The sequence below is a fragment of the Arthrobacter sp. P4_F11 genome (assembly GCF_056401395.1).
On record NZ_JBFUJK010000017.1, the window covers coordinates 91,521 to 118,487 of the forward strand.

General features: G+C 67.4%; 24 protein-coding genes and 1 pseudogene. 4 read left to right on the forward strand and 21 right to left on the reverse strand.

What is annotated here, in order from left to right; genetic code table 11:
* Nucleotides 1–56: 56 nt before the first annotated feature.
* The 11 genes from AC1DRO_RS17725 to AC1DRO_RS17775 form a co-directional block, all read right to left on the reverse strand.
* The gene (locus AC1DRO_RS17725) at nucleotides 57–353 is read right to left on the reverse strand and encodes a membrane protein (RefSeq protein ID WP_028275636.1); all 297 of its coding nucleotides are present in this window, start codon (nucleotides 351–353) and stop codon (nucleotides 57–59) included.
* 59 nt (nucleotides 354–412) lie between these two features.
* Nucleotides 413–844, reverse strand: a complete 432-nt coding sequence (locus tag AC1DRO_RS17730; RefSeq protein ID WP_028275635.1) for an acyl-CoA thioesterase — start codon at nucleotides 842–844, stop codon at nucleotides 413–415.
* An 83-nt stretch (nucleotides 845–927) separates the two neighbouring features.
* A complete protein-coding gene (locus AC1DRO_RS17735) occupies nucleotides 928–3,003 on the reverse strand; it encodes an ABC transporter ATP-binding protein (RefSeq protein ID WP_476951848.1) in 2,076 nt (691 codons plus the stop codon).
* Nucleotides 3,000–4,733: an ABC transporter ATP-binding protein gene (locus tag AC1DRO_RS17740; protein WP_476951849.1), complete on the reverse strand. Its 1,734-nt coding sequence runs from the start codon at nucleotides 4,731–4,733 to the stop codon at nucleotides 3,000–3,002. Before AC1DRO_RS17740 ends, AC1DRO_RS17735 begins: the two co-directional genes overlap by 4 nt.
* A 293-nt stretch (nucleotides 4,734–5,026) precedes the next feature.
* Nucleotides 5,027–7,030 carry an MDR family MFS transporter gene (locus tag AC1DRO_RS17745; RefSeq protein ID WP_476951865.1) on the reverse strand — a complete coding sequence of 668 codons (2,004 nt, stop codon included), beginning with the start codon at nucleotides 7,028–7,030 and terminating at the stop codon, nucleotides 5,027–5,029.
* Between the two features lie 103 nt (nucleotides 7,031–7,133).
* The gene (locus AC1DRO_RS17750; RefSeq protein WP_028275631.1) at nucleotides 7,134–7,619 is read right to left on the reverse strand and encodes a MarR family winged helix-turn-helix transcriptional regulator; all 486 of its coding nucleotides are present in this window, start codon (nucleotides 7,617–7,619) and stop codon (nucleotides 7,134–7,136) included.
* A 204-nt stretch (nucleotides 7,620–7,823) separates the two neighbouring features.
* On the reverse strand, nucleotides 7,824–9,500 hold the full coding sequence (locus AC1DRO_RS17755; RefSeq protein WP_476951850.1) for a thiamine pyrophosphate-binding protein: 1,677 nt from the start codon (nucleotides 9,498–9,500) through the stop codon (nucleotides 7,824–7,826).
* Nucleotides 9,497–10,576 (reverse strand): agmatinase, encoded by a 1,080-nt coding sequence (gene speB, locus AC1DRO_RS17760; protein WP_476943288.1) that lies wholly within the window; start codon nucleotides 10,574–10,576, stop codon nucleotides 9,497–9,499. The genes AC1DRO_RS17755 and speB overlap by 4 nt, the downstream gene beginning before the upstream one ends.
* A gap of 92 nt (nucleotides 10,577–10,668) precedes the next feature.
* A complete protein-coding gene (locus tag AC1DRO_RS17765; RefSeq protein ID WP_476951851.1) occupies nucleotides 10,669–11,010 on the reverse strand; it encodes a P-II family nitrogen regulator in 342 nt (113 codons plus the stop codon).
* Nucleotides 11,007–12,464 (reverse strand): ammonium transporter, encoded by a 1,458-nt coding sequence (locus tag AC1DRO_RS17770; RefSeq protein ID WP_476951852.1) that lies wholly within the window; start codon nucleotides 12,462–12,464, stop codon nucleotides 11,007–11,009. The genes AC1DRO_RS17765 and AC1DRO_RS17770 overlap by 4 nt, the downstream gene beginning before the upstream one ends.
* A 384-nt stretch (nucleotides 12,465–12,848) precedes the next feature.
* Complete coding sequence (locus tag AC1DRO_RS17775; RefSeq protein ID WP_028275626.1) at nucleotides 12,849–13,424, reverse strand: helix-turn-helix domain-containing protein; 576 nt, start codon at nucleotides 13,422–13,424, stop codon at nucleotides 12,849–12,851.
* Nucleotides 13,425–13,702: 278 nt separating this feature from the next.
* Here AC1DRO_RS17775 and AC1DRO_RS17780 point away from each other — a divergent pair, with 278 nt between their 5' ends.
* The gene (locus AC1DRO_RS17780) at nucleotides 13,703–15,226 is read left to right on the forward strand and encodes a sodium:solute symporter family protein (protein ID WP_476951853.1); all 1,524 of its coding nucleotides are present in this window, start codon (nucleotides 13,703–13,705) and stop codon (nucleotides 15,224–15,226) included.
* A gap of 95 nt (nucleotides 15,227–15,321) precedes the next feature.
* Here AC1DRO_RS17780 and AC1DRO_RS17785 read toward each other — a convergent pair whose 3' ends face one another.
* Entirely contained in the window at nucleotides 15,322–15,558 is a 237-nt protein-coding gene (locus AC1DRO_RS17785) for a hypothetical protein (protein WP_476951854.1), read from the reverse strand.
* A gap of 234 nt (nucleotides 15,559–15,792) precedes the next feature.
* Between AC1DRO_RS17785 and AC1DRO_RS17790 the strand changes: the two genes are divergently transcribed.
* Complete coding sequence (locus AC1DRO_RS17790; protein WP_476951855.1) at nucleotides 15,793–17,085, forward strand: VIT1/CCC1 transporter family protein; 1,293 nt, start codon at nucleotides 15,793–15,795, stop codon at nucleotides 17,083–17,085.
* Nucleotides 17,085–18,044: a matrixin family metalloprotease gene (locus tag AC1DRO_RS17795; protein ID WP_476951856.1), complete on the forward strand. Its 960-nt coding sequence runs from the start codon at nucleotides 17,085–17,087 to the stop codon at nucleotides 18,042–18,044. The genes AC1DRO_RS17790 and AC1DRO_RS17795 overlap by 1 nt, the downstream gene beginning before the upstream one ends.
* Nucleotides 18,045–18,048: 4 nt before the next feature.
* Here the strand turns inward: AC1DRO_RS17795 and AC1DRO_RS17800 are convergent, their stop codons facing one another.
* From AC1DRO_RS17800 to AC1DRO_RS17820, 5 genes are all read right to left on the reverse strand, one after another.
* A complete protein-coding gene (locus tag AC1DRO_RS17800) occupies nucleotides 18,049–19,182 on the reverse strand; it encodes an LOG family protein (RefSeq protein WP_476951857.1) in 1,134 nt (377 codons plus the stop codon).
* A 108-nt stretch (nucleotides 19,183–19,290) separates the two neighbouring features.
* Nucleotides 19,291–20,067 (reverse strand): SDR family NAD(P)-dependent oxidoreductase, encoded by a 777-nt coding sequence (locus AC1DRO_RS17805; RefSeq protein WP_018775918.1) that lies wholly within the window; start codon nucleotides 20,065–20,067, stop codon nucleotides 19,291–19,293.
* 26 nt (nucleotides 20,068–20,093) lie between these two features.
* The gene (locus tag AC1DRO_RS17810) at nucleotides 20,094–21,467 is read right to left on the reverse strand and encodes an MFS transporter (protein WP_372702868.1); all 1,374 of its coding nucleotides are present in this window, start codon (nucleotides 21,465–21,467) and stop codon (nucleotides 20,094–20,096) included.
* 193 nt (nucleotides 21,468–21,660) lie between these two features.
* Nucleotides 21,661–22,368, reverse strand: coding sequence for a FadR/GntR family transcriptional regulator (locus tag AC1DRO_RS17815; protein ID WP_079550394.1), 708 nt, complete (start codon nucleotides 22,366–22,368; stop codon nucleotides 21,661–21,663).
* 14 nt (nucleotides 22,369–22,382) lie between these two features.
* Nucleotides 22,383–22,877, reverse strand: coding sequence for an SRPBCC family protein (locus AC1DRO_RS17820; RefSeq protein WP_028275618.1), 495 nt, complete (start codon nucleotides 22,875–22,877; stop codon nucleotides 22,383–22,385).
* Nucleotides 22,878–22,916: 39 nt separating this feature from the next.
* Here AC1DRO_RS17820 and AC1DRO_RS17825 point away from each other — a divergent pair, with 39 nt between their 5' ends.
* Nucleotides 22,917–23,690: a gamma-glutamyl-gamma-aminobutyrate hydrolase family protein gene (locus tag AC1DRO_RS17825; protein ID WP_476951858.1), complete on the forward strand. Its 774-nt coding sequence runs from the start codon at nucleotides 22,917–22,919 to the stop codon at nucleotides 23,688–23,690.
* Nucleotides 23,691–23,711: 21 nt separating this feature from the next.
* Here the strand turns inward: AC1DRO_RS17825 and AC1DRO_RS17830 are convergent, their stop codons facing one another.
* The 4 genes and pseudogenes from AC1DRO_RS17830 to AC1DRO_RS17845 all read right to left on the reverse strand — a co-directional run.
* Nucleotides 23,712–24,746 carry a Gfo/Idh/MocA family oxidoreductase gene (locus AC1DRO_RS17830; RefSeq protein WP_476951859.1) on the reverse strand — a complete coding sequence of 345 codons (1,035 nt, stop codon included), beginning with the start codon at nucleotides 24,744–24,746 and terminating at the stop codon, nucleotides 23,712–23,714.
* Complete coding sequence (locus AC1DRO_RS17835) at nucleotides 24,743–25,537, reverse strand: TIM barrel protein (protein WP_476951860.1); 795 nt, start codon at nucleotides 25,535–25,537, stop codon at nucleotides 24,743–24,745. Before AC1DRO_RS17835 ends, AC1DRO_RS17830 begins: the two co-directional genes overlap by 4 nt.
* Nucleotides 25,537–26,640 (reverse strand): Gfo/Idh/MocA family oxidoreductase, encoded by a 1,104-nt coding sequence (locus tag AC1DRO_RS17840; protein ID WP_476951861.1) that lies wholly within the window; start codon nucleotides 26,638–26,640, stop codon nucleotides 25,537–25,539. Before AC1DRO_RS17840 ends, AC1DRO_RS17835 begins: the two co-directional genes overlap by 1 nt.
* 31 nt (nucleotides 26,641–26,671) lie before the next feature.
* Nucleotides 26,672–26,967: pseudogene (locus AC1DRO_RS17845) on the reverse strand (sugar ABC transporter ATP-binding protein); the annotation flags it as partial.

The following is a 26,967-nucleotide window of genomic DNA, read 5'->3' on the forward strand; positions in this document are numbered from 1 at the left end:
CAGGCTTAAACTGAACGCGCCCATTTAACGCCGACCCTAAACTACCGGCCAGTAGATTACGGACGGGCGGGCAGCAGACTCGGTTTCGCGCCGGGCCGGCGCTTCACGCCGAAGGTGAAATACGTGGCCGGACCGATGAAATTCACCAGCGTGGCAAGCCGCCACATGGCCTTGCTGCCGCGGATCTGCGCAGACGGGCGTCGGCTGATGTCCGTCTGGGCCGCGACCAGCAGCGAGAGTTGGACGATGGCAGCGGCGATGGTTCCGAACCGTGCAATCGGCGAGAGTTCGTTCCACTTCTTCTTGCGGGTGTGCTTCTTGTGCATGTTCTGGCCCATGTTCACAACGACCACGCCTCCTTTTAGCGTCGGAGTTGTTCATTCTAGGAGCCCCACCGGCACCGTGGTAGAGGCTATTGGACCGGGTGGGCACGGGTGTAGGGGGCCAGCCGGTCCTTCTGTTCCGGCGTCAGCCGCAGAACCCGGCCGGTTGCCTCGTCCACGAAGGCGAGATGGCTCGTGGCCCGGACGCAGTCCTCGCGCGTGACGGGATCCTGCACCAGGTAGTGGATGTCAAAGCTGGCGCCCTTGACCGCGCCGATCCACAACTGGACGACGGCGGGCACGTTCCGGTACTCAAGGGTCCTGACGTACCTGATCTTGTGCTCGACCACGAGCGCCAGCGTCCCTTCCGGAATTTCATTGAAGAGCGGCACCAGCGGTTCGGTTCCCGGCAGCCCGGGACCCCGGGGCGGGCCGAACGCCGCGATCCGTGCTTCTTCGAGGATCCGGACAATCTGGACGTTGTTGATGTGCCCGTAGGCATCCATGTCGCTCCAGCGCATCGGCACGCCCACCTCAAGGCGCCAGGGCTCCGTGGATATGTTCTCCCCAGCGGCTGCACCCTTCCCGGCGGGGCCCGCGGCGCTCAGCTGTGCACCGCCGTCGCGTCCTCCGCGGAATCCGCCACGGCAGAGTCTGCGTCCTCGCCGGCGAACTGGGACATGTACAGCCGGTAGTACGCTCCCTGCAGGGCCAGCAGTTGGGCGTGCCGGCCCTGCTCGACGATCTGCCCGTCCTCCATGACAAGGATGGTGTCCGCGTCCCGGATGGTGGAGAGGCGGTGGGCGATGACGAAGCTGGTGCGTTCCGTCCGCAGCGCCGCCATGGCCTTCTGGACCAAGGCTTCGGTGCGGGTATCCACGGAACTCGTGGCCTCGTCAAGGATCAGCAGCGACGGGTTCGCCACAAAGGCCCGGGCGATGGTGATCAGCTGCTTTTCGCCGGCACTGACGTTGTTGCCTTCTTCGTCGATCACCGTGTTGTAGCCGTCCGGCAGCGCCCGGACGAAGCGGTCCACGAACGTGGCCTTGGCCGCCGCCATGATCTGTTCTTCGGTGGCGTCCAGCTTGCCGTAGCGGATGTTCTCGTAGATGGTTCCGCCGAACAGCCAGGCGTCCTGCAGCACCATGCCCACCTTGGCGCGCAGCTCCGAACGGCTCAGCCGGGTGATGTCCACCCCGTCCAGGGTGATGCTGCCGGAGTTGAGCTCGTAGAAGCGCATCACGAGGTTGACGAGGGTGGTCTTGCCCGCCCCGGTCGGTCCCACGATCGCCACCGTGTGTCCGGGTTCGGCCGTGAAGGACAGGTCCTCGATCAGCGGCCTGTCCGGCGTGTAGCTGAAGGTGACGTGCTTGAACTCGACGTGCCCGTCCGTCTTCACCGGGAGGTGCTCGGTGGCGGTCTCGGCGTCCTGTTCGTCGGCGTCGAGGAATTCAAAGACCCGCTCGGCGGAGGCGACACCGGACTGCAGCATGTTGGCCATGCCGGCCATCTGGCCCAGCGGCTGGGTGAATTCGCGTGAGTACTGGATGAACGCCGTGGCGTCGCCCAGGCTCATGCTGCCCGAGGCCACGCGCAGCCCGCCGACGACGGCGATCCCGACATAGCTGAGGTAGGAGACAAACTGCATGACAGGCATGATCATGCCGGAGACGAACTGGGCTCCGAAGCTGGCCTTGTAGAGTTCCTCGTTGCGTTCGTCGAAGCGGGCCAGCATGTCGGCGTCGCGGCCGAACACGCGGACGAGGTCGTGGCCGGAGAACGATTCCTCGATCTGGCCGTTGAGCTCGCCGGTGTTCTTCCACTGGGCGGCGAAGAGTTTCTGGCTGCGGGCGCCGATGATGCCGGCTGCCACGCCGGAGAGCGGCAGGGCGACGAGCGCGATCAGGGCCAGCTGCCAGGACACGATGAACATCATGATCACGATCCCGATGACCGTCAGGGCCGAGTTCACCAGCTGGGCGAAGGCCTGCTGGAGCGCCTGCTGGATGTTGTCGACGTCGTTCGTGACGCGGGAAAGGATGTCGCCGCGCTGGCGGGTATCGAAGTAGTTCAGCGGCAGCTTGTTGAGCTTCTTCTCGGTGTCATCGCGCAGCGTGCGGACCACGCGCATGACCAGCACGTTGAGGACATAGCCCTGGAGCCAGAGGAAGATGTTGGCGACGAAGTACATCACCAGCACCACGCTGATGAGGAACGCGAGCTTCTGGAAATCGATGCCGGCGCCCGGCACGACGTCCATCTTGGCGAGCATGTCGGCAAAGTTGTCCTGGCCCTGGGAGCGCAGTCCTTCGATGAACTGTTCTTTGGTGGCCCCGGCCGGGAGCTGCTTGCCGACCACTCCGGCGAAGATCACGTCCATCGCCTGGCCCAGGATCCTCGGGGCAATGACGTTGAGGACGACGGCGACCGTCACCATGGCGAGCACGGCGGTGATACCGGCGCGCTCGGGCTTCAGCAGCCCCATGAGCCGTTTGGCGGAGGGCCAGAAGTGCTGGGCCTTCTTGGCCGGCACGGCACCGAACATGCCGCCGTCGGCCTCGCCGGGCGTGTACTCCTCCTCGATGAAGTCATCTTCGATCAGGTCGGTGGCGTCCGTATCGGCAGCGGCCTGGCCGGCTGCGGAGGCCGGCGTGCTGGAGACTTTCTCGTTGGTGCTCATGCCACTGCCTCCGCGCTCAGCTGGGATTCGACGATTTCCTGGTAGGTGCTGGAGCTTTCCAACAGTTCCTCATGTGTTCCGCGGTCCACGATCCGGCCGTTGTCCAGCACGAGGATCTGGTCCGCATCGGCGATGGTGGACACCCGCTGGCCGACGATGATCACTGTGGCATCGGCCGTCTTGGCCTTGAGCGCCCGGCGGAGCCTGGCGTCGGTGGCGACGTCAAGGGCCGAGAACGAGTCGTCGAACAGGAAGACCTTGGGTTCGGTGACGAGCGCGCGGGCGATGCACAGCCGCTGCCGCTGGCCGCCGGAGACGTTGGTGCCACCCTGGGCGATCCGCGCTGCGAGGCCGCCCTTCTTTTCGCGCACGAACTCCGCGGCCTGGGCGACCGTCAGTGCCTCCCACAGGTCCGAGTCCGTGGCCTCGGGCTTGCCGAAGCGCAGGTTGTGCTCAATGGTTCCGGAGAACAGGTAGGGCCGCTGCGGCACCATGGCCACGCGCTGCGTGATCTCGGCGCGGTCCAGCTGGGTGACGGGGACGCCGTCGAGCAGGACCTCGCCCGACTCGGCGTCGTACAGCCGCGGGAGCAGGGCCAGCAGGCTGGACTTGCCGGCGCCGGTGGAGCCGATGATCGCCACGGTCTGTCCGGGCTCGGCCGTAAAGCTGATGTTGCTGAGCACGGGAGCCTCGGCGCCAGGGTAGGCGAAGGTCACGTTGCGGAATTCGACGCGGCCGGCCTTTGCCGCAGGCGCCACCGGGGTGAGCGATTCGTGGATGGAGGGTTCGACGTCGAGCACTTCACCGATCCGGTCGGCGCAGACCGCGGCGCGGGGAATCATCATGGCCATGAAGGTGCCCATCATGACGGCCATGAGGATCTGCAGGAGGTACTGGAGGAAGGCCGTCAGCGAGCCGACCTGCATCTCGCCGGCATCGACGCGCTGGCCACCGAACCAGAGCACAGCCGCCGTGGAGATGTGCAGGATCATGCCGATGGCGGGGAACATCAGCACAAACAGGGAACCGATCTTCAGCGAGACGTCGGTGAGGTCCTGGTTGGCCGCGCCAAAGCGCTCGGCCTCGTGGGGTTCGCGCACGAAGGCCCGGACCACGCGGATGCCGATGATCTGCTCGCGGAGGACACCGTTGAGCCGGTCGATCTTCTCCTGCATGGAACGGAAGAGCGGCATCAGGCGGACCACGAGGTAGCCCACCACGACCACGAGCAGGGGCACGGACACCCAGACGAGCCAGGACAGGTTGAGGTCCTCGCGCAGGGCCATGAAGATCCCGCCGATGCACATGATGGGTGTGGCCACCATGAAGTTCAGCGCCATGAGCATGAGCATCTGGACCTGCTGCACATCGTTGGTGCCCCGGGTGATCAGGGTGGGGGCGCCGAAGAGGTTGACGTCCCGCGCCGAGAAGCTGCTCACCTTGCGGAACACGCCGCGGCGCAGGTCCCGGCCGAACGCCATCGCCGCCTTCGAGCCGAAGTAGACGCCGGCGATCGCGGTGGCCACCTGGATCAGCGCGACGCCGAGCATGACGCCGCCGGTGCGCCAGATGTAGTCCGTGTCGCCGCGGGAGACGCCCTCGTCGATGATCTGGGCATTGAGGCTGGGGAGGTACAGAGCCGCGATGGTCGAGGCCAGCTGGAAGATGACCACAGCCGCGATGTATGGCAGATACGGCTTGGAATAGCGCCGCATGAGGGTAACGAGCATGCCCACGAGTCCTTACGAAGACTGAATTATAGGGAGACCAAATTTGGGGAGAGCTAAATAGTGAAGTTTATTGGAAGGCTGATTGGAAACTAGCCCATGGGACCGACAGCCTTAGCCACCCAACTCTACGAAATCCCTCGCCCGGGAGGAACATCGGGAACTGAATATCATCCAAACGGCGTACTTAGGCGACGGCTGTGGTCTCCCCCGCAACCGTCTTGCCGCACGAAGGCCCCGCAGCCGCCCCCTCGGGCGGCCGCGGAGCCTCAGCGGTCCGGTACTGTGAGCCGGCGCTACTCGGTCCGGTGCCGGCCGTGGGTAGCGATGTAGTCGGCAGCCGCGCGCTGCATCTTGCGCTGCTTGGCGAGCTGCCGGCGCAGGGCCGTGAGCTCCCCGGCAACCCGGGCCTGTTCCGTGGCGATCGCACGCTGCTCGGCGGCCTGCTCGTGCACGGCGCGCAGGGCGTCCGCCAGCAGCAGCTGCTGCTCCGCGAGGAGCTGCTGGGTCTGGAGCATCACAGGTACGACGTCGGCGGCCTCGGGCCGGTCCTCGGCCACCAAGGTCCGGGTCCGCTGGCGGGCGGCATCGGGGAAGCGGGATTCGGCGCGGTCCCGGCTGAGCACCTCGATGAATTCCCGGTCCAGGTCAACGATGCCGGTTCCGGCGGACGGCGCTGCCCCGACGGCGTCGTTCCCTGTGCTCCTGGTGTAACCCGTGTTCCCCAGAGCCGGGGCCGTGGCACCGGCCATCGCGGCCATCCCGGCATCCGGGGCGTCCCCTGCGAGTTCGGCGGGTTCCGGCCGGACGTCGACCGTGCGGCGCAGCGGGCGTTCCTTGATGAACAGGATGGCCACCAGCGCCACGAGTCCGACAACTGCGGAGATCAGGAAGACCTCGGCGATCGCGTCGCCATAGGCGGCACGCATGATGTCGCGGATCGGTGCCGGCATGTCCTTGAGGTCCATGCTGGCCCCCGCGGATCCGGCGGGAACCTGGATGCCGGCCGATGCCAGCCCCTCCACGACGAGCTCCTTGACGCGGTTGCCCAGCACGGCGCCGAGGACCGAGACGCCGATCGCACCGCCGACGGACCGGAAGAAGGCCACAGAGGCGCTGGCCGTGCCGATGTCCTTGGCCTGGACCGTGTTCTGGACGGCGAGGACGAGGTTCTGCATCAGCAGGCCCAGGCCGACGCCGAGGATGGCGGTGTAGATACCGGTCATCCACAGGTCAGTGGTGTGGTCCATGCTGCCGGCCAGGCCCAGGCCGCCGATCAGCAAGATGGCGCCGGCCACGAGGTACCGCTTCCACTTGCCGGTGCGGCTGATCAGCATGCCGGAGGCGACCGACCCGATGAGGTTGCCGGCGATCATGGGCAGCGTGAGCAGGCCGGCCTCGGTGGGGGTGGCGCCGCGTGCCACCTGGAAGTACTGGCCAAGGAAGGTCGAGGAGCCGAACATGCCCACTCCGACGGCCACCGAGGCGAGGATTGCGAGGGCGGTGGTCCGCTCGGAGATGATCTTGAGCGGGATGATCGGCTGGGCGACCTTGGATTCCACCAGCACGAGCAGGCCAAGGAGCACGATGCCGCCGCCCACCATGGCGACCGTCTGCCACGACCACCAGTCGTAGTAGTCGGGATTGCCGGCGAAGGAGACCCAGATGAGCAGCAGGCTGACGCCGGAGGTCAACAGGATGGAGCCGAGCCAGTCGATCTTGGCGGGGCGCTTGACGTGCTGGATCTTGAGGGTGACCTGCAGCAGGATGAGTGCGACCACCGCGAGCGGGACGCAGACGAAGAAGGTCCAGCGCCACCCCAGCGGGCTGTCGACAATGAAGCCGCCCAGCAGCGGGCCGCCTGCCGTGCCCACGGCCATGACGCCGCCCATATAGCCGGAGTACTTTCCGCGGTCGCGCGGCGGGATCATGGAGCCGATGATGGCCTGGGCCAGGGCGGTGAGGCCGCCCATGGCGATGCCCTGGATGACACGGGCGGTCAGCAGCAGCGGGATGGTCTCGGACAGGCCGGCCATAACGGAGCCCGCCACGAAGATCACGATGCTCAGCTGGACGAGGACCTTCTTGTTGAAGAGGTCCGCGAGCTTGCCCCAGATCGGGGTGGTTGCCGCGTTGGCCAGGAGCGCGGCGGTGATCACCCAGGCGAAGTCCGTCTGGGTGCCCTTGAGTTCGGACATGATGGTGGGCAGCGCGTTGGCGACGATCGTGCTGCTCAGGATGGCGGTGAAGAACGCCGCCAGCAGGCCGGTGAGGGCCTCCATGATCTGGCGGTGGGTCATCGCCACAGGTTCTGCGGCGGTCTGGGATGCGCGGGATGCTCCCTGCGGAACGTCCGACGGGGCCGGGGACGGCCCTGTGGCGGCGGCGTGGCTAGCCATATATCTACTCCTCAACAATTTCGGTCGTATTCGTGGATCCGGCCGTCGTTGCCCGGGCTGAAGTCCTGAGGGACTCAGCAAGTTTTTCGAGGGTGCGCGCCGTCAGTTCGACGTCATCCTGGCTCCAGTCCTGCAGCAGGTCCTGGATGGTGGCCGTCCGCTGGTCCTCGATGACACGCAGTTTCTCCGTGCCGGCGGCGGACAGCGCGATCAGCTGCGCGCGGCCGTCTTCCGGGTCCGGCCGGCGGACCACATAGCCGTGCTCTTCGAGGTCGGCGATGTGCCGGCTGAGGACCGGGGCGCTGACGCCGAGCCGCTCCGCAAGATGCGTGGCCCGGGATTCGCCCTCCCCCACAAAGCGCAGAACGCCCTGAAGCGCCACTCCGGTGTCCTGCCCGCGCAGACTGGCGGCGGCAACGCAACGGACCGCGCGCTGGAGATCGAAGATCTGGTAGACGAGTCTGGCTGCAGCGTTGGATTCAACTGACATGATGGACACCCCTCTTTTGTTTGCCCTAGGCAACTATATGCGAAAATGGTTACTTCGGGAAACTAACTCTCTCGTGGGAGGTGCCGCGCGGCCCCGAAAGCCCCTTAAATAGCAAACGCGGACCGGCCGGGCCTGCCCCTCGCGGTGAGGGGCAGACCCGGCCGGTCCGCGCTGTGCAGCAGTGCTGCTGTGGTGTTGGTCCGGCTACGTGGCCAGGTGGGTGGGGCCGAACATCTGGAGCAGCGTTTCGACGACGACGACGTTGGGGCCGTCCGCGGCGAAGCCCGCCTTCAGGGCGTCCCCGACGTCCTCCGGAGAAACCCGGACAGCCGGGACGCCGAAGGACTCTGCCAGCTTGACGAAGTCGGGGCGGGCGAGCTCCGTGGCCGTGGCCTTGCCGAAGGCGCCGACCATGTATTCGCGCAGGATGCCGTAGCCGCCGTCGTCCACAATGAGCCAGGTGACCGGGACGTTGTGTTGCTTCGCGGTGGCGAGCTCGGAGATGGAGTACATCGCCGAGCCGTCGCCGGAGACGGCTAGCACTCTGGCGTGTCCGGCAGATGCGCCGGCGGAAGTGCCGGTGGTTTCAAGCCCGACGGCGCCGCCGATCGCCGCGGGGAAGCCGAAGCCCAGCCCGCCGGCGCCCTGCGCGGAGTGGAACTGGCCGTCGCGGGCATCCCAGCAGCTCCAGCCCCAGTATGCCGAGATGGTCATGTCCCAGAACGTCTGCATGGCCGCGGGAACGGCCGCGCGGATGTCGGCCATGAACTTCAGTTCCTTGCCGAGGTCCTGGGACTCGAGCCGGGCCTTGACCTTGGCCAGGGTGTCCTTGACGAGCACCTCGGGAGCCGTGCCGTGCCAGTCGGCGCGTTCGCCGTGCGGTTCGGTCAGGGCTGCGTCGAGGGCGGCCAATGCCTGGCCGGCGTCCGCCCGGATGCCCAGTCCCGGGCGGTTGGACTCCAGGACGCGGGGCTCGGCGTCGATCTGGATGATCCGGCCGCGAGGTTCAAAGGTGAAGTAGTTGGAGGTGACCTCGCCCAGGGAGGAGCCGATGACGATCAGCACGTCGGCGTCCTCGAGCACCTCCGTCATGTACTGGTCTTCGATCCAGGACTGCAGGGAGAGCTCATGGCTCCACGGGAACGCGCCGTTGCCGCCCGGGGTGCAGATGACCGGCGCCCGCAGCTTCTCCGCAATCGAGAGCAGCGACTTTTCGGCATGGCCGCGGCGGGTGCCGCCGCCGGCGATGATGGCGGGACGTTCCGCCGTCGAGAGCCATTTCACGGCTTCGCGGACCAGCTCCACGCGGGGCGGGTTGTCGGCCGCTTCGGCGAGGGCGTCCTCCACGGGAGGCACCATGATGGGGTCCAGCAGGACGTTCTGCGGGATTTCGAGCCACACGGGGCCCTGCGGCGAGGAGATCGCCTCGGTCCAGGCATCCTGGATGGCCGAGGGGATGCCGGAGGCGTGCTGGATCAGCCGCTGGGACTTGGTGACGTTCGCGGCCGAGGCCTTCTGGTCATCGAGCTGGTGCAGCATGCCCTTGCGCCGGGCGCCAAGGCCCTCGAGCGGGATCTGGCTGGCCACGACCACCATGGGAACTCCGGTGGCGTAAGCCTCCTGCAGCCCGGCCAGGGACGTCAGCGCGCCCGGGCCGGTGGACAGGAACAGCACGCCGACTTCGCCGGTGGCGCGGGAGTAGCCGTCGGCGGCGAAGGCCGAGTTGTTCTCGACCCGGGAGGAGACGAAGTGCAGGTTCCCGCGGCCCATCGCGTCGAACAGGCCCAGGGCGTGCTGGCCCGGGATGCCGAAGACCGTCTTGGCGCCGAGCGCCTCAAGGGTCTCGACGACGAGGTCCCCGCCGTTGCGCACGCCGGTCATCGCGAAGCCACCGGCGATGCCACAGGGGAGCCGAAGCCGGCGGGGCGGTGGGATTCCTGGCCGAGGGCCTGGGCAGCGTAGCCGTTCGGGCTGCCGAAGCGATCCCCTTCGACGGCGCGGTCCGCCATCAGTGTCACGAGTTCGTAGGCGACGTGGCTTGCCGCCACACCGGTGATCTCGGCGTGGTCGTAGGCCGGGGCGACCTCGACGACGTCGGCCCCGACGAGGTTCATGCCGCGGAACCCGCGGATGATTTCCAGCAGCTCGCGGCTCGTGATGCCGCCGGCTTCCGGCGTGCCGGTGCCCGGGGCGTGCGCGGGGTCAAGGACGTCGATGTCCACGGAGATATAGAGCGGGCGGTTGCCGATCCGGTCCCGGACCTTGGCGACCGTCTCCAGGACGCCCTGGTAGTAGACGTCGGCGGAGGTGACGATGCCGAAGCCGAAGCGGTGGTCGTCGTCGAGGTCCTTCTTGCCGTAGAGCGGACCGCGGGTGCCGATGTGACTGATGGCCTCGGTGTCCAGGATGCCTTCCTCGACGGCGCGGCGGAAGGGTGTGCCGTGGGTGTACTCGGCGCCGAAGTAGGTGTCCCAGGTGTCAAGGTGCGCGTCGAAGTGCAGCATGGCAATGGGGCCGCCGGCGCGCTCGGCGGCGGCGCGCAACAGCGGCAGGGCGATGGTGTGGTCGCCGCCGAGGGTGACGAGCTTGCTGCCCGACGCCGTCAGGTCCAGTGCGTTCTGTTGGATGGTTTCGATGGCGTCGTTGATGTTGAAGGGGTTGACCGCCATGTCGCCGGCGTCGGCAACCTGGATGTTCTCGAAGGGGCTGACGTCCCATGCCGGGTTGTACGGCCGGAGCAGGCGGCTGGCCTCGCGGATGTGGTTGGCCCCGAAGCGGGCGCCGGGGCGGTAGGAGACGCCGGTGTCGAACGGCACGCCGACCACCGTGACGTCCGCCTTGGCCACCTGGTCCAGGCGCGGCAGGCGGGCATATGTGGCAGCCCCGGCGTAGCGTGGGACGCGGGATGAATCGATGGGGCCAAGGTTGCCATTGGCCTCGATGCGCAGCTCTTCCAAAAGAAGCCTCTCCTTCGAGGATTGACCGACGGTTGTGACAGCCATCATACACTCGAAGTTTCGTATTGCGCATCATTTGTTTACCAACCACTTCAGGCGATGGCCGACGCGCCCCGCTCCCCCGTGCGGACGCGGACGGCGTCGCGCACCTCGATAATCCAGATCTTGCCATCGCCGAAGCGGCCCGTGCGCCCGCCCTCTTCAATGGCCGCCATGACGGCGCCGAGGGCGCCCTCATCGACCAGGACTTCGAGCCGCACCTTGGGCAGCAGGTCCGAGCTGTATTCGGCGCCCCGGTACACCTCGGTATGACCCCGCTGCCGGCCGTAGCCGCTGGCCTGGCTCACGGTCAGGCCGTTGACCCCGGCCCGCTCCAGGGCCGCGCTAACGGTCGCGACCCGCTCCGGCCGCACAATCGCCGTGACGAGCTTCATGACGACACCCTGCCGCGCACGGCCTCACCCTCGGCCTCGGCTTTGGTCCCGGCTGGGACTGCGGCCTGGGTCCCGGCCGGGGTCCCGGCATGGGCCGTCGCGTGGGCCTCGGCCGCATCAGTCCGGGCATGCGGGTCACCGGGGTGGAAGCTGCCGCCGACCATGAGGAGTTCATACGCCGTTTCGGCGTGCTCCGTCACGTCAATTCCGGAGAGCTCGTCGGCCTCGGAAACGCGCATGCCGATGCTCTTGTGGATCGCGAAGCCAATCAGCGTGGTCATGGCGGCGCTCCATACCGTGACGATCAGGGCGGTGAGAATCTGTGGCCAGAACTGCGCCAGGCCGCCGCCGTAGAACAGGCCGCCGGCCGTCTTGGCGGACGGAAGCGCGAAGAATCCGAGGGCCAGGGTCCCCCACAGGCCGCCGACGAAGTGCACGGCCACGACGTCCAGGGAGTCGTCGAGCCCGATCTTGAACTTCAGCCCGACGGCGAGCGCGCAGACGGCACCGGCGATCACGCCGATCAGGATGGCGCCGATGGGGTCGATGAATCCGCAGGCCGGGGTGACCGCCACGAGTCCCGCGACGGCTCCCGAGGCGGCGCCGAGCGAGGTGGCATGCCCGTCGCGAAGCCGCTCCACGAGCAGCCAGCCCAGCAGGGCGGCGCTGGTGGCGAGCAGCGTGTTGGTCCAGGCCAGGGCGGCCGTGGCGTCGGCGGCGAGTTCCGAGCCGGCGTTGAAGCCGAACCAGCCGAACCAGAGCAGCCCTGCGCCGAGCATCACGAACGGCAGGTTGTGCGGGCGGATGTTGGGGTCTTTCATGAAGCCGAGCCGCTTGCCCAGAACCACGGCAAGCATGAGTCCGGCAATGCCTGCGTTCATGTGGACCACCGTGCCGCCGGCGAAGTCGAGGGCCGAGATCTTGCTGCCGATGATGCCGGTAGGTCCGAAGATGCCGCCGCCCCAGACCCAGTGCGCGATCGGCGCGTAAACGAGCGTGACCCAAAGGGCCGCAAAGAGGAGCCAGGGGCCGAACCGGACGCGCTCGGCCACCGCGCCGCTGATCAGTGCGACGGTGATGATGGCGAACGTGGCCTGGAAGCCGACGAAGATCATGTCCGGCAGGCCTGCCGCCTTGGAGCCGATGCTGGTGGTCAGCCCGCTCAGGCCGAAGTTGGTGAAGGGATCCCCGACGAATCCTCCCAGCGCATCCGGGCCGAATGCCAGGCCATAGCCCCACAGGGCCCAGACGACGCCCACAACGCCCATGGCGCCGAAGCTCATCATCATGATGTTGAGGACGGACTTCATTCTGACGAGCCCGCCGTAGAAGAACGCAAGACCGGGGGTCATCAGGAGGACCAGAGCGGATGCCGTGAGCATCCACGCGGTCGATCCGGGGTCAAGGACCTGCGGATCCGTTGTCATTCCTACTGCAAGCACAGAGAACTTCATAGCGGGAGCCTTCCTCGAGTGCCGGCGCTCCGAGGGCGCCGATGCGGCGAGACCATGTGACGTTTGGGACTGACGAGCGTCCCCCCGCCGTTGACGCTACTCACGGCGTGTTTCGGGAAGGCTTTCCCATTCTTGCGGGCACGTTACGTGCCGGCTCCGGGCATTAAATTGCCGTTTCCGGCAGATTGCCGGGATGTGACGTACATCTCACGGCGGCCGATCTCACCAAGAAAAGGGAGGTCAGCTGTACTTGAGGGTGAGCAGCAGGCGCTTGAGCTGGCTGTACTGCTCCGTGGTCATCCAGGCTTTGGCGGCGTCGACGGAGGCAAACGCCGGGCTGCCGAAGAGCACCTTGGCTTCCGCCCCGCCGTTGTCGAAGCTCCTTCAGCGGCTGGCGGCGGGTACGAGCACCCACAGCACCTCGACGGCGTCGTCCGTGGGATTGACCCAGGTGTGCGGTTCCCGGCCGGGAAACGTCACGGTGTCCCCGGCGCTGAGCTCGAATTCCTCATTGGTGAGGATCAGGCGGATGCTGCCCTTGACCACATGCAGGACGTCGACGTCGCAGTCCACGGCATAGAGCTCGGACTCGCCGCGACCGCGCGGCTCGATCACGGCCTGGATGATCTGGACGCGGCGCTCGGAGCGCGCGGTCAGCAGCCGCTCGACGATCCCCTCGCCGCCGAGGGAGATTCGGGGGCCCTCATTCTGCTTCGTGAGGTGCGTTTCGGGTGCGGCGAAGAGGTCGCCAATGGAGATGGACAGAACCTGGCACAGCGTCACCAGGGAGGCGACCGAGGGCGAGGTGAGATCCCGCTCGACCCGGCTCAGGAATCCCTTGGTGAGCCCGGTGGCGTCTGCGACCTGTTCAATCGTGAGCCGCTGGGACTGTCTGGCCGCGCGGATTCGCGAACCGATGGCAACGGGAACATTGCTCGGTTCAACTGGTAGAGCCTTCATTTAGGAACCTTTCACGGCCGGCCGCTTGGCCCCATCATTGGAGCAATCCTAGCGGGAGCGGGCCTTCGTGACGCGGAGGCGGCGGCACGCACTGCGCCTTGACTGTTACCGGGCTCACAACGTACGCTTTTTGGCAACATGTGTTGCCTATTAGGCAATACCGGAGGTTCCGACGGACATCCTCCTCCAACCACTTCACGCAGCTGCAGCCTTGCCGAACACACTGATGAGGCCCGGCAGGCCCGCATCCGCTGCCAACCAGCTCCAAGGAGCCCTTAATGGACGCAACTTTCGTCAACATCGCAATCGTGGTGGTGTATCTGGCCGCCATGCTGGCGTTCGGTTGGTGGGGCAAGTCCCGCACCAAGAACAATAGCGACTTCCTCGTCGCCGGGCGCCGCCTCGGCCCGTTCCTCTACACCGGCACCATGGCCGCCGTTGTCCTCGGCGGTGCCTCGACCGTCGGCGGTGTGGGCCTGGGCTACAAGTTCGGCATCTCCGGCATGTGGCTCGTGGTCGCGATCGGCGCCGGCGTGCTGCTGCTGAGCCTGCTCTTCGCCCCCACTATTCAGAAACTGAAGATCTACACGGTCTCGCAGATGCTGACCCTGCGCTACGGCAGCAAGTCCACGCAGACCTCCGGCATCGTCATGCTTGCCTACACGCTGATGTTGTGCGCCACCTCCACCAGCGCCTACGCCACCATCTTCGTGGTGCTCTTCGGCTGGGACCGCGCCCTCGCCATCGCCATCGGCGGCTCGATCGTGCTGGTCTACTCGACCATCGGCGGTATGTGGTCCATCACCCTGGCGGACCAGGTCCAGTTCGTCATCAAGACCGTTGGCATCTTCGTGCTGATGCTGCCGTTCACCCTCAACGCTGCCGGCGGCCTCGACGGGATCCGCGCCCGTGTGGACGCCAGCTTCTTCCAGATTGACGGCATCGGGGTCCAGACCATCATCACCTACTTCGTGGTCTATACCCTGGGCCTGCTGATCGGCCAGGACATCTGGCAGCGCGTCTTCACCGCCAAGACCCCGACAGTTGCCCGCTGGGGCGGCTCCACGGCCGGTATCTACTGCATCCTCTACGGCGCTGCCGGCGCCCTGATCGGCCTCGGCGCCCGCGTCGCGCTGCCCAACATCGACGTCAAGGCCCTGGGCAAGGACGTTGTCTACGCCGAGGTCGCCACCCATCTGCTGCCCATCGGCATCGGCGGCCTCGTGCTCGCCGCCGCCGTCGCCGCCATGATGTCCACCGCTTCCGGTGCTCTGATCGCCGCCGCCACCGTGGCCCGCGCCGATGTGGTCCCGTTCGTGGCCAGCTGGTTCGGCAAGACCATCAACACCGATGACACTGACAATCCCGAGCACGACGTCAAGGCCAACCGCATGTGGGTCCTGGGCCTTGGCCTCGTCGCGATCGTCATCGCCATCATCACCAAGGACGTCGTCGCCGCCCTGACCATTGCCTACGACATCCTTGTCGGCGGCCTGCTCGTGGCCATCCTCGGCGGCCTGGTGTGGAAGCGCGGCACCGGTGTGGCCGCCGCGGCTTCCATGGCGGTCGGCACGGTCATCACGCTCGGCACCATGATCATCCTGGAAATCAATGCCGAGGTACCGCTGGACGGCATTTACGCCAACGAGCCGATCTACTACGGCCTCGCGGCCTCCGCGGTCGTCTACATCGCCGTGTCGCTGCTGACGAAGCCGACAGATCCCGCCGTCATGAAGAACTGGCAGCGGCGGGTTGCCGGCGAGGCATCCGAGGGCGAACACATTTCCGTTCCGGCGCACTAGGTCCTGCTGCTTTAGTTTCCGCGAGTTAGGTTCGACGGCGGTGTCTCCCCTTCGCGGGGGAGGCACCGCCGTCGGATTTTAAGGCCTTTGGCGAATCACTCATTTTCCTCAGGCTCAAGGAATTCTTCCCCCTCCAGGGGCACCACCGGTTTCTCGTCGCCCAGGAAGTCCTCCGCGTCCAGGGGAACGAGCCGATCCGCCTCTTGGAGAAGCTCCTCGTCCTCGGTCTCCGCGACGTCGCTGACGGGCGCGTCCTCGGCGTAGTCGTAGGCGGGATCGGACTCGAGTGACTCCCGGGCCGGCTGGATGGGATGTGATGCGGCGCTATCCATGGTGCAACCTCCGTGCGGCTTCGGTGGCGGCAGGACCCCGGGGAGCCCGCCCTGGGTTTCATTCGAACACCGTGGACACGGGCGGTCAAGGGCACAGAATTGCTGCCGGACAGCAGCTGCGGGCGGGCCCACCCGGGCAGGGCAGTTACGGCCACCCTAAACTTTCCACTGAGGATTGCCAGCCGGAAAAGCGCGGAAATACGGGGTAGTCTGGAGTCGCAATGGGGCCGGACCATGCCCGACCAAACCCAGGAGTTTTTCGTGTCTCAGCACACCGAATCGGACCGCAACGATTCTTCGCAGCACCACCCGACACAGCCCCCTTCGGTCCGCGATACGGACCCGCGCCCCGCCTCGCCGCACGCCTCTGCTGCCCCCGGGGCGGCTCCCTCCACTGCCGCTCCCGTCAGCGCACCGAGCCCCTCGCCCGCAACAGACGCGAGCGCAGCGCCCAGCGCAGCGGACATCAAGCGCTGGCGACAGTATCTCGCCGATGAACGTGCCGAGGCGGCCGTCTACCGGGACCTGGCGCAGAACCGCGCCGGGGAGGAGCGCGCCATCCTGCTGGCGCTGGCCGAGGCCGAGGGACGCCATGAAGCGCACTGGCTCCAGTTGCTGGGCGATCACGCCGGCAAGGACCGGCATGCCTCACTCCGGAGCCGGTTCCTGGGCTTCCTGGCCCGGCACTTCGGCTCGGTCTTCGTCCTGGCCCTGGCCCAGCGGGCGGAGAGCCGCTCCCCGTACGCCACCGAATCGTTCGCCACCCCGGCCATGGTCGCCGACGAGCAGATCCACGAAGAAGTGGTCCGCGGGCTGGCCACCCGGGGCCGCAACCGGCTGGCCGGAACGTTCCGCGCCGCCGTCTTCGGCGCCAACGACGGGCTGGTCAGCAACCTGTCCCTCGTCATGGGCATGGCGGCCTCGGGCGTGGGCAGCCAGGTGGTACTCCTCAGCGGCGTCGCCGGGCTGCTGGCCGGTGCACTGTCCATGGGGGCCGGCGAGTTTATTTCCGTGCGGTCGCAGCGGGAGCTCCTCGCCGCGACCCGACCCACCCAGATCACGTTGGCGGCGGCGCCGCTGCTCGATATCGAGCACAACGAACTCCTGCTCGTCTACCTGGCCCGCGGCATGTCCCGGGAGGCCGCCGAGCACCGCGTCGCGGAGCGGATGGGCCTGCTGGACTGCGACTGCGATCCCAGCCTGTCCCTGCGTCCGGAACTGCCCGAAAGCGAGGACCAGCACGAGGCGGTCGGCACCGCCTGGGGCGCGGCGGCGTCGAGCTTCTGCTTCTTCGCCTCTGGCGCGATCGTGCCCATCATTCCCTTCCTGCTGGGCATGACAGGACTCGCCGCACTGGTGGTTTCGGCCTCCCTCGTCGGCTTGGCGCTGCTGCTTACCGGCGGCGTGGTGGGCCTGCTCTCCGGTACCTCTCCCGCCACCCGTGGCCTGCGCCAGCTGGCCATCGGCATGGGTGCCGCGGGCGTGACGTACCTGCTGGGCATGGCCTTCGGCGCCGTGGTTGGCTAGTGGACGGCCCTGAATTTCGGGACCGCGGACCTCGGCACAGCCGGCGAGCCACCGCGCTGCGGATCATCAGGAACCTCGCCGCCGCCGCGGTGATCGCCGCCGGCGCCTTCCTCACCGCCGGACTCGTCTACGGCGATCCGAGGTTCACGGGCCTCTTCGAGGTCACCCGAGGAACGGGGAACAACGCAGGGCACAGTGCAGAAAACAAGGCAGGCAGTGACCTGCAGGCACAGCCGCAGGTTGGCCAGAAATCCGGCCAGCCTGCCGTGCCGGCCGGCGAAGACCGGACGGACACTCCCCCGCCCGGGCTCGAGGAGCAGGACCACCCCCTCGGCGCGGCCCGGAAACCGGAGGCCGCCAGCACCTCGTACAAGTTCCTCGCAACGAATGACGACGGCACTCCGGTGGGTTACTCGCCGTGCCGCCCGCTGCACTACGTCATCAATGCCGCCCTGGCCCCGCCGGGTGCCGAGCGGCTCGTGGACGACTCGATCCGGACTATCTCCGAGGCCACCGGGATCACCTTCATCAATGACGGCCCCACGTCCGAGGCCCCCTCGCCCACACGTGCGCCCTACCAAAGGGATCTCTACGGGGACCGGTGGGCGCCGCTGCTGATCGCCTGGACCACCCCGGAGCAGGCACCGCAGCTCAAAGGCCCGGTGATCGGCACGGGCGGAAGCACACACTTCAGTTTCGGCGACGGCCCCAAGAGCTTTGTCACCGGCAGCCTGGAGCTGGATGCCCCGCAAATCGCGGAAGACCTGGACCGCTCCGAGGGAGCGGCCTATGCCACGGCCGTGATCCTGCACGAGCTCGGCCATGTGATGGGCCTGGAGCATGTCGATGACCCGGCCCAGCTGATGTACCCAGAGATCGGAGCCCCGGACGGGCTTGCCGCCGGCGACCTGAACGGACTCTACGAGCTCGGCCACGCCCAATGCCGCAAGGATCTCTGACCCCCTAGCGCTCCAGCGCCTCAAGGGCTTCTTCGACCGTATCGACCAGGAAGATCCTTCCCTCCATCCGGCGCCCGGACGCCAGGCTCTGCAAGAGGGGCCAGGCCGGGAATCGCCGCAGCCAGTGTTCGTGCCCCACCAGGACCATGGGAGTGACAGTTTCCGGAGCGGCGTAGTAGTTCTCGCAGGCGTCCTGGAAGATCTCCTGGACCGTGCCGCCCGAACCCGGCAAAAAGACGATCCCGCCGTTGCACAGTTCAAGCAGGATGGCTTCCCGGATGGCATTCGCGAAGTATTTGGCCACATGCGTGGCGAAGAAGTTCGGTGGTTCATGACCGTAAAACCACGTGGGAATCCCCAGCGACGGCACACCCTCCGGGTGGCGTTGGGCGACCGCCGCGGCCGTCCGCGCCCAGGCGGCCACCGACGGGCGGAAGGACGGCACCGCCGAGAGGTCGGCCAGGGCCCGCCGGAAGTCCGGTTCGGGAGCCTCGCTGAGGAAGGCGCCAAGATTCGCGGCCTCCATGGCCCCGGGGCCGCCGCCCGTGGCCACCACCCGGCCGCTGCGGGCCAGCAGCCGGCCCAGCAGCGCGGCGCCCTCAAAGACGGCGGTGCCGCGGCGGGCAATGTGCCCGCCCATGACCCCCACCATCGTGCGGCCGGCGCGGAGATAGGTGCCGGCCAGTTCGTCGAGTGCCACGCCGATCGAGTGGTCATGCAGGGCGGCGGCCAGTGTCGCATCCAGACGGCGGCGCTGGCCCGGCCGGATGCACCACTGGTACACCCGCGCGTCGAGCGTGTCCTCGTAGGGTGAGGTGGCGATCCCGGAATAGAGTTCCTGCGGCGTGTACAGCTGCCCGCGGTAGGGGTTGAACGGCACGGCCGTGAGCCGGGGAAAGATGAGGGCGCCCCGGCCGCGCAGCAAATCCTCCACACCGTCGTCGAACCTGCAGCCCAGGAAGACCGCGCCCTGGGCCTCAAGCGCCTCCAGCTGGGCCCGGCGGCCCCGCAGGTCCAGCGACTGGACATGCCAGCCGTGCATGCTGCGCGCCCCCGCCGCGACCAGCCGGTCGAAACCGGCAAGGCTCTCGACCTCCAACGTGCGGGGGCTGGGGTGAAGGCTGCGGGCGGCGCTCATGGAGCCAGCCTAGACCGTGGCCAAGCTCCCCCGTTGCGCCATCACTCCTGGTGGCCATTCCGGGATCTTAAGGCCCAAAAGTGATGGCGCAACGGGGGTGCGTGCGGGTCAGGAGACCTGGAGGCCGCCGTTGATGTCATAGGTTGCCGCGGTGATGTAACCGGCGTCCGGGCCGAGCAGGAAGGCGATCAGGGCCGCCACTTCCTCGCGGCTGCCGACCCGCCCCATCATGATGCCCTCCGACATCTGTGCCTTGCGTTCCTCGCTCAGGGTGCCGCCCATGATGTCGGTGTCGATGGGGCCGGGGGCGATGGCGTTGACCGTGACCCCGAACTCGCCCACCTCGCGGGCCAGGGCGCGGGTGAATCCGATGATCCCGGCCTTGGAGGCGCTGTAGGCGACCTTTGAGTAGGTGCCGCCGCCCCGCTGTGCCGAAATCGAGGAGATGCTCACGATCCGGCCGAGCTTGCGCTCGATCATGCCCTTGAGCACGCGCTGGGAGACGATGAAGGATCCGCGCATGTTGATGGCGAAGACCTTGTCCCATTCCTCGACAGTGGTGTCCATGAACGGCGTCGGGGAACTGATGCCGGCCAGGTTGGCCAGCGCGACGATCGGGGGCAGCGAGCCCTCGATCTCGGTGATGGCACGGTCAACCGACGCGGCGTCGGAGACGTCCGCACCGACGCCGATGGCCTTGACCGCACGGTTGGAACCGATTTCGGCGGCAGCGGCGCTGGCGTCCTCGGCATTGATGTCCAGGATTGCGATGGACCAGCCCTCGCTGGCCAGGCGGTCGGCGGCGGCACGGCCGATGCCGCGGGCTGACGCGGCTCCGGTCAGGACCACGGTGCGTTCAGTGGGGAACGGGGTAATTGATGTCATGACGAAGATTCCTTCGGGGGTTCGGATCAGGATACTTTGGCCGGGTCGACGGCGGCAGCCGCTGCGACCGCGGGGTCAAGGCCGGCGTCGCCTTCGGGGCGCCGGCGGGCGTACAGGTAGGTGGCCACGGCCGTGATGCACAGGCACAGGGACAGGAACAGGAGCCCGCTCTGGTTGCTTCCGGTGGCGTCCTTGAGGAGGCCGACCGCGTACGGGGAGATGAAGCCGCCGAGGTTTCCGAGGGAGTTCACCAGGGCCAGCCCGGAAGCGGCAGCCGCACCGGTCAGCGCCGCGGAGGGCATCGAGAGGAAGGGGGCGATCGCCCCGTAGATCCCCATGGCGGAGAGCGTCAGGCCGACCATCGCGAGGAACGGGTTGACCGGCAGCAGGTAGCCGGCGGCCACGAGTCCGACGCCCGCAAGCACCATGCTGACCGAGGCGTGCCAGGCACGCTTGCCGGTCCGGTCCGCGCGCTTGCTCCAGAAGTAGACGAATACTGCGGCCACGGCATAGGGGATGAAGACGATGAAGCCGACCTCTGCCGTGGAGAACTTGCCGAGGGCCGCGACGATGGTGGGCATCCACAGGCCCAGGCCGTAGATCCCGCACACCAGGCCGAAGTACAGGGCGGAGTAGACCAGGGTGCGCTTGTCCTTGAGCCCGGCCATGAAGTTGTGCTTGCCCGACTGGGACTTGGCAGCCAGTTCGGCGTCCATAGTGGCGGTGAGCCAGTTGCGCTCGTCGGCTTCGAGCCATTTGGCGTCCCGCGGACGGTCAGTCATGAGGATGGGCGTCAGCAGGCCGAGGGCGATCGCCGGGATGCCTTCGATGATGTAGAGCCACTGCCAGCCCTGGAGGCCCATGACGCCGTCCATCTGCAGCAGGAGCCCGGATACCGGGGCGCCGAGCGCATTGGATACGGGCTGGGCAAGGATGAAGATGCCCAACACGGTGACGCGCTGCGCGGCGGGGAACCACAGCGTCAGGTAGAACAGGATCGCCGGGAAGAAGCCGGCCTCGGCGGCACCGAGCAGGAACCGGACGATGTAATACGTGGTTTCACCGTTCACCAGGCACATGGCGGTGGCGAAGATACCCCACGTGATCAGGATGCGGGCCAGCCATTTCCGGGCTCCGAACCGGTACATGCCGGCGTTGCTGGGAACCTCCAGGAGGGCGTAGCCAAGGAAGAAGATGCCGGCGCCCAGACCGTAGGCAGCGGAGTTCAGGCCGATGTCCTCGCTCATGGTGAGTTTGGCGAATCCGACGTTGTTGCGGTCCAGGTAGGCAACGAAGTAGAGCAGGACAATCAGGGGCATGACGCGGCGGCGGACCTTGCGGAGCGTGCGGTCGCCCAGTTCGCCGAGTCCGAAGGACTTGGGGGCTAATGAAGTCATCATCGACCTTCTTAAGTGTTTTCCTGCCCTGCGGCTGTGCCGGGTGAGGAAAGCGGTGGATTGGGGTGGTCATCCTGCCCGCCTGGAAGCGCGTGCTGCAGGATTCTTGTTGAGTCAGATGTCAGACATCTGATTCAGGAACTAGCCAAAATCTTAGGATGTGATTCGGATTACGTCAAGAGTCCGGCGGCGGACGTCAGGACTTGGCGCCCCGGACGTAGCGTTCGTAGTCCGCATTGGTCTGGTCCATGTGCTCATCCATCGCCTGCCGCGAGCGCTCGGCGTCGCCGCTCAGAATGCTGTCCAGGACCCGCTGGTGGTAATCGATGGCGTGCTGCTGGATCACCTCGACGGCCGACGTTTCGCGCCGGGTCACGTACAGCAGCTGGCCCAACTGGGCGAACAGGGCCCGGACAAAGGGGTTGCCGGACGCCTTCAGGACGGCGTCGTGGAAACCAATGTCCGCCTCCACGAAGCGGTCCAGGTCGCCGGAGTCGTGGAAGCGCTTCATATCCGCGATGCACTCGCGCATGCGCTCGGCCTGCTCCGGGGTATAGCGTTTGGCGGCGAGCGCCGCGGCCCCGGTCTCCACCATCCGTCGCATCTCAATCAATCCCACCGAGACCTGGTCTGCCGCATTGCCATGGGAGGCTGCCTTGAAGATCGCGTCCAGGCCGGTCCAGTTGTCCGTGGGATTGACGAAGGTTCCCCGGCCGGCCTTCACATAGAGGATGTTTTGCGCCCGTAGGGCTTTGAGGGCCTCACGCACGGTGAGCCGGCTGACGCCGTAGGCCTTGGCGATGTCGGCCTCGGGCGGAATCGGGTTGTGGGGCAGGAGCTTTCCGTCAAGGATTTCGGTCAGCAGGCCGTCGACGAGATCGTCGACCAGTGTCCTGCGGCCCATCCCGGTTCCCACCTTCAGTCTCGTTTCGTGCTGCCATCCACATTACCCATGTCCGGGTGCGCAGCCATGTAGGCGTCGAGCTTGGCCAGCGTCTGCTCCAGGTTGGCCGGATGGCGGCGCAGGTAGCCGGCCATCCGGAGCAGGCTCTTGCCGCGGACCTGCCGCGCGTCCCATTGCTCGGTGACCAGGGTGCCAGCGGTGCCGTCCTTGCCCGTGGATGGTTCCAGCAGGTAGCGCCACACGTGGCCGTAAAAGTGCCGCCACGCAATCCGGTGGCCTTCCTCGAATTCGCAGACGGTATTGAGGATCTTGTAGTTCACCCGCATGTTCATTTGCATGCCGAACCTGGCGCGGAGGTACAGGCGCCGTGGCCCGCGCGGCTGGGTGCCCTTCACCGTATCCGAGCCGTCGATCACGCTGTGCAGGGCAGGCGTGGCGAGCACCTCGAAGATGGCTTCGGGGGCGGCGGCGATGTACCGGCTGCGGGACACGAGATAGCGGGGATTCATCTAGTAATCCTAGTCCGCGATCGTGTTGCAGAATGAGGCATGCAGACTTCCCGCAACCCCCTTCGCGGCCGGCCGCGCATCGGCGTTCCCGTCCGCCTCAGCAGTTCCTCCGATCCCGACCCGCGCGTGGCGGAAGCCAACGCATTGTTCGAGTACATCGTGGAGCTGCTGCGCGAGGGCGGCGGCGAACCGGTGCTGCTCGACGCTTCGGGGCCCGACGACGGCGGCCTCGCCGCGGCGATGGCCCGCCTTGACGGCGTCGTTCTTCCCGGCGGCGGCGACCTCGACCCCGCTCTCTACGGCGAGCTGCGCGGTAACGTCTGCTACGACGTCAGCCCTGCCCAGGACGCGCTGGATCTCGCCGTGGCGCGTCTTGCGATCGACGCCGGGCTGCCTGTGTTCGGCATCTGCCGCGGGCATCAGTTGCTCAATGTGCTTTACGGCGGGACGCTCATCCAGGACATGGCGCCGGGGACGGTGGCGCACCGCGAGCCCGCGCCGGTGCACGGGGCCGGCCCGTGGGCCTGGCATGAGGTGGCGGTGCGGGCCGGCTCCAGGGTGGCCGCGCTCTACGGCGGCGGTTCCGGTGTCGTGAACGTGAAGATCGCCTCCGGCCACCATCAGGCCGTGGCCCGGGTGGCCGGAGGATTGCGGGTGACGGCCGTGGCCGAGGACGGGACCGTCGAGGCGCTGGAGGATCCGGAGGGCTGGGTGGCCTCGGTCCAGTGGCACCCCGAGGCCCTGGAGCTCGCGGCCGGGGAGCGGCTCGCGCCGTTCCGGGCCTTCGTCGAGGTGTGCCGCACCCGGCCCTGAGCCGGGCGCCCCGGTCCGCCGTCAGCTGCCGACGCTCACCGTCACCTTGACCGGGGCACCGGTGGCCAGCGATTCCTGGGCGGCATCGGCAACCCGGGAGGCCGCGACGGCGTCCTCCGGAGTGCATGGATTCTCCCGGCGGCCAAGGATCAGTTCGACGAACGCCTCCATTTCGGAGCGGTACGCCGCCTCGAACCGCTCGGCAAACGTCAGGTGCGACTTCCCCGCGGGGAAAGCGATCCCCGCTTCGGCGGAGGCCAGCGCCGTCTTGTCGTCCAGGCCCACCATCAGCGAGCCGCGGGAGCCCTGGATTTCCAGCCGGACATCATGGCCCGCCCCGTTGTAGCGGGTCGCCGAAACCGTTCCCACGGTGCCGTCGTCGAACGTCACCAGGGCAAGGGCCGTGTCCACATCGCCGGCCTCACCGATGGCCGGATCCCCGTTGTTGGAGCCCTTGGCGTAGACCTCGACGATTTCGCGGCCTGTGAGCCAGCGCAGGATGTCGAAATCGTGGACCGAGCAGTCACGGAAGAGCCCGCCGGAGCTGGCCAGGAACTCGACCGGGGGCGGCGTCATGTCGCACGTGACGGCGCGCAGGGAATGGATCCAGCCCAGCTCGCCGGCCTGGTAAGCGCGGCGGGCTTCCAGGTAGCCGGCGTCGAACCGGCGCTGATGCCCGATCTGCACCACGCCGTTCCGGTCCCGGATGTAGTCGAGCACCGGCAGGGCGTCGGCCACGTTCAGGGCCACGGGCTTTTCGCAAAACACCGGGATCCCGGCGTCCACGCCGGCCTTGATGAGCTCGGGGTGGGTCCCGGTTCCGGTGGCGATGACCAGGCCGTCCAGCCCCGAGGCCAGCAGCGCCTGGACCGAGGGCAGGAATTCGGCACCGAGACCGCTTGCCACCGTCCGGGCGTGCTCTTCGGCGACGTCGGTGAGGCGGAGACGGACACGGATCCCTTGTGGGTTCAGGACCTCGTTGAGGGCGGCGATGTTGTTGGCGTGCACGACCCCGATCCGCCCAACGCCGACGAGTCCAAGGATTACGTCTTTCATACTTCCACTCTCATGTTTAGTGCGGGCACGGTGAACGCCGCACGGAAGGCCTCCAGGGCCGCATAGCTGTCGCCACTGGCCCACGCTTCCATGCCCACGGTCCCTTCGTAGCCTGCGTCCGCGAGCGCCCTGGCCACGGCCGCGTAGTTAATTTCCCCGGTTCCGGGTTCGCAACGGCCGGGAACGTCTGCCACCTGGATTTCGCCGAGGTATGGCAGGGCGGTCCGGACGAGCTCGACCAGGTTCCCCTCCCCCATTTGGGCGTGATAGAGATCCAGCATGAGCCTGGCGTTCGGGTGCCCGGCAGCCTGCACGAGCGCCAGGGTGTCCTTGGCCCGTGCCAGCGGGATGCCGGGGTGGTCCCGGATGGTGTTGAGGTTCTCGAGGCAGAACGTCACCCCGTACTTCTCACCGAGCTTCCCGAGCCGTTCCAGGGTCCGGGCGCCGGTGGCCCACATGTGTCCGCTGGAGCGGAAGACAGGCCGGGCCGCGTGGCCGTCGACGAGTTCCGCCGGGTGGACCACCAGCCGGCTGACGCCAAGTTCCAGGGCGGTGGGGATCAGGGACTCGGCGGTCCGCACCACCTCGTCCGCCGTGTCCGGATCGACGAGGCTGCCGGAGCTGTATCCGGTCATGGAGGAGAACACCGCCCCGGTGGCCTTGAGCGCGCCGATGTCCTTGGGCCGCGAGTCCCAGAGTTCGACGTCGAAGCCGGCCTCGTGGAGCCGACGCACCCGCTCCGTGAACGGCAGGTCCGTAAAGACCATCTCAGCGCACACGGCGAGCCGCATCAGAGGACCACGTTCTCGTTGACGGCCACCGCGTTGACCGCTGCCGGGGTCCCCTGCTTGACGGACTCGATGCAGGCCAGTGCCATGGCCAGCGCGCGCCGGGCGTCGCTGGCTCCCGGAGTGAGAGTGAAGGGCTTCGACTCCGGAGCGGTACCGTCACGCCGGGCGCGCACGGCGTCCGCGAAGTCCGCCAGTTCGTCTGTGTAGGCCTGCCGGAAGAGCTCGACGTTCAGCCGTGGGGTGTCGGCGGACATCCCCTCGGCGGTGAACCGGCGGGCAGCGGTTTCGGTGGCGCGGCCGGCCTGGACCATGCCCTTGGAGCCGAAAACCTCGCCGCGGATGTCGTAGCCGTAGAGTGCGCTGAAGTTTGCCTCGGCGACGGCGATCGCGCCGTTGCTGTAGCGGATGGTCACGACGGCGGTGTCCAGGAACCCCTGGTCCCGCAGTCCCGGCTCCACAAGCGCGTCGGCAACCGCATAGACCTCCACAGGTTCGGCGCCTTCGTTGAACCAGTTCAGGGTGTCGAAGTCGTGGATCAAGGTTTCGAGGAAGATGGTCCATGCCGGGATCCTTGCGGCGTGGCCGATGCTCCCCGTGCCCGGGTCCCGGGTCAGCGAACGAAGCAGTTGCGGCTGCCCCACGATTCCGGCGGCGAGGTCCTTCTTGGCCGCTTGGAAGTCTGCGGCGTACCTGCGGTTGAAGCCGATCTGGAAGTGCACCCCGGCGGCGTCGACGGCGTCAAGGGCGGCATCGAGCTCCTCGAGCCCCTGACCTGCGGGCTTCTCGCAGAAGACGTGCTTTCCGGCCGCTGCGGCCTGGCCGATCAGGGAGGAATGGAAACGCGCGGGGCTGGCGATGACGACGGCGTCAATCGCCGGGTCGGCCAGGAGGTCAGCGGCGTCGGCGGTCACCTTCGTGGTGCCCAGGGCGCCAGCCAGCGCCCCGGCGGATTCCAGGTTCGGATCCGCGATGGCGGCAAGGACGGCGCCGGGGACCCGGCGGGCAATGCTCTCGGCGTGGAAGGCGCCCATCCAGCCCGAGCCGATGAGCCCGATCCGCACGGGCAGGACGGCGTCGGAAGCGTTGCGGTTGAGGTAAGCCAAAGGCTTGTCCTTTCAGGAGTTGGGGCGGCGGTTACCCGTAGGTCTTGCCGGTGGTCTGGGACACGTCGGCGACTTCGCCCTGGACTTCTTTGACGACGTCGCTGTGGCCGCCGAGTTGTTCGAGTTCGTGGGCGAGTTCGGCGAGTTCTGCGCCGCCGGCCATTTGGGCGGTGAGCTCGTCGAGGGTGATGTCTTTTTTGTCGTAGTAGCCGATCGATTTGCCGCGTTTGAGCAGCAGGAACCGGTCCCCGACGGGGAAGGCGTGGTGCGGGTTGTGGGTGATGAAGATGACGCCGAGGCCGCGGTCGCGGGCCTGCAGGATGTAGC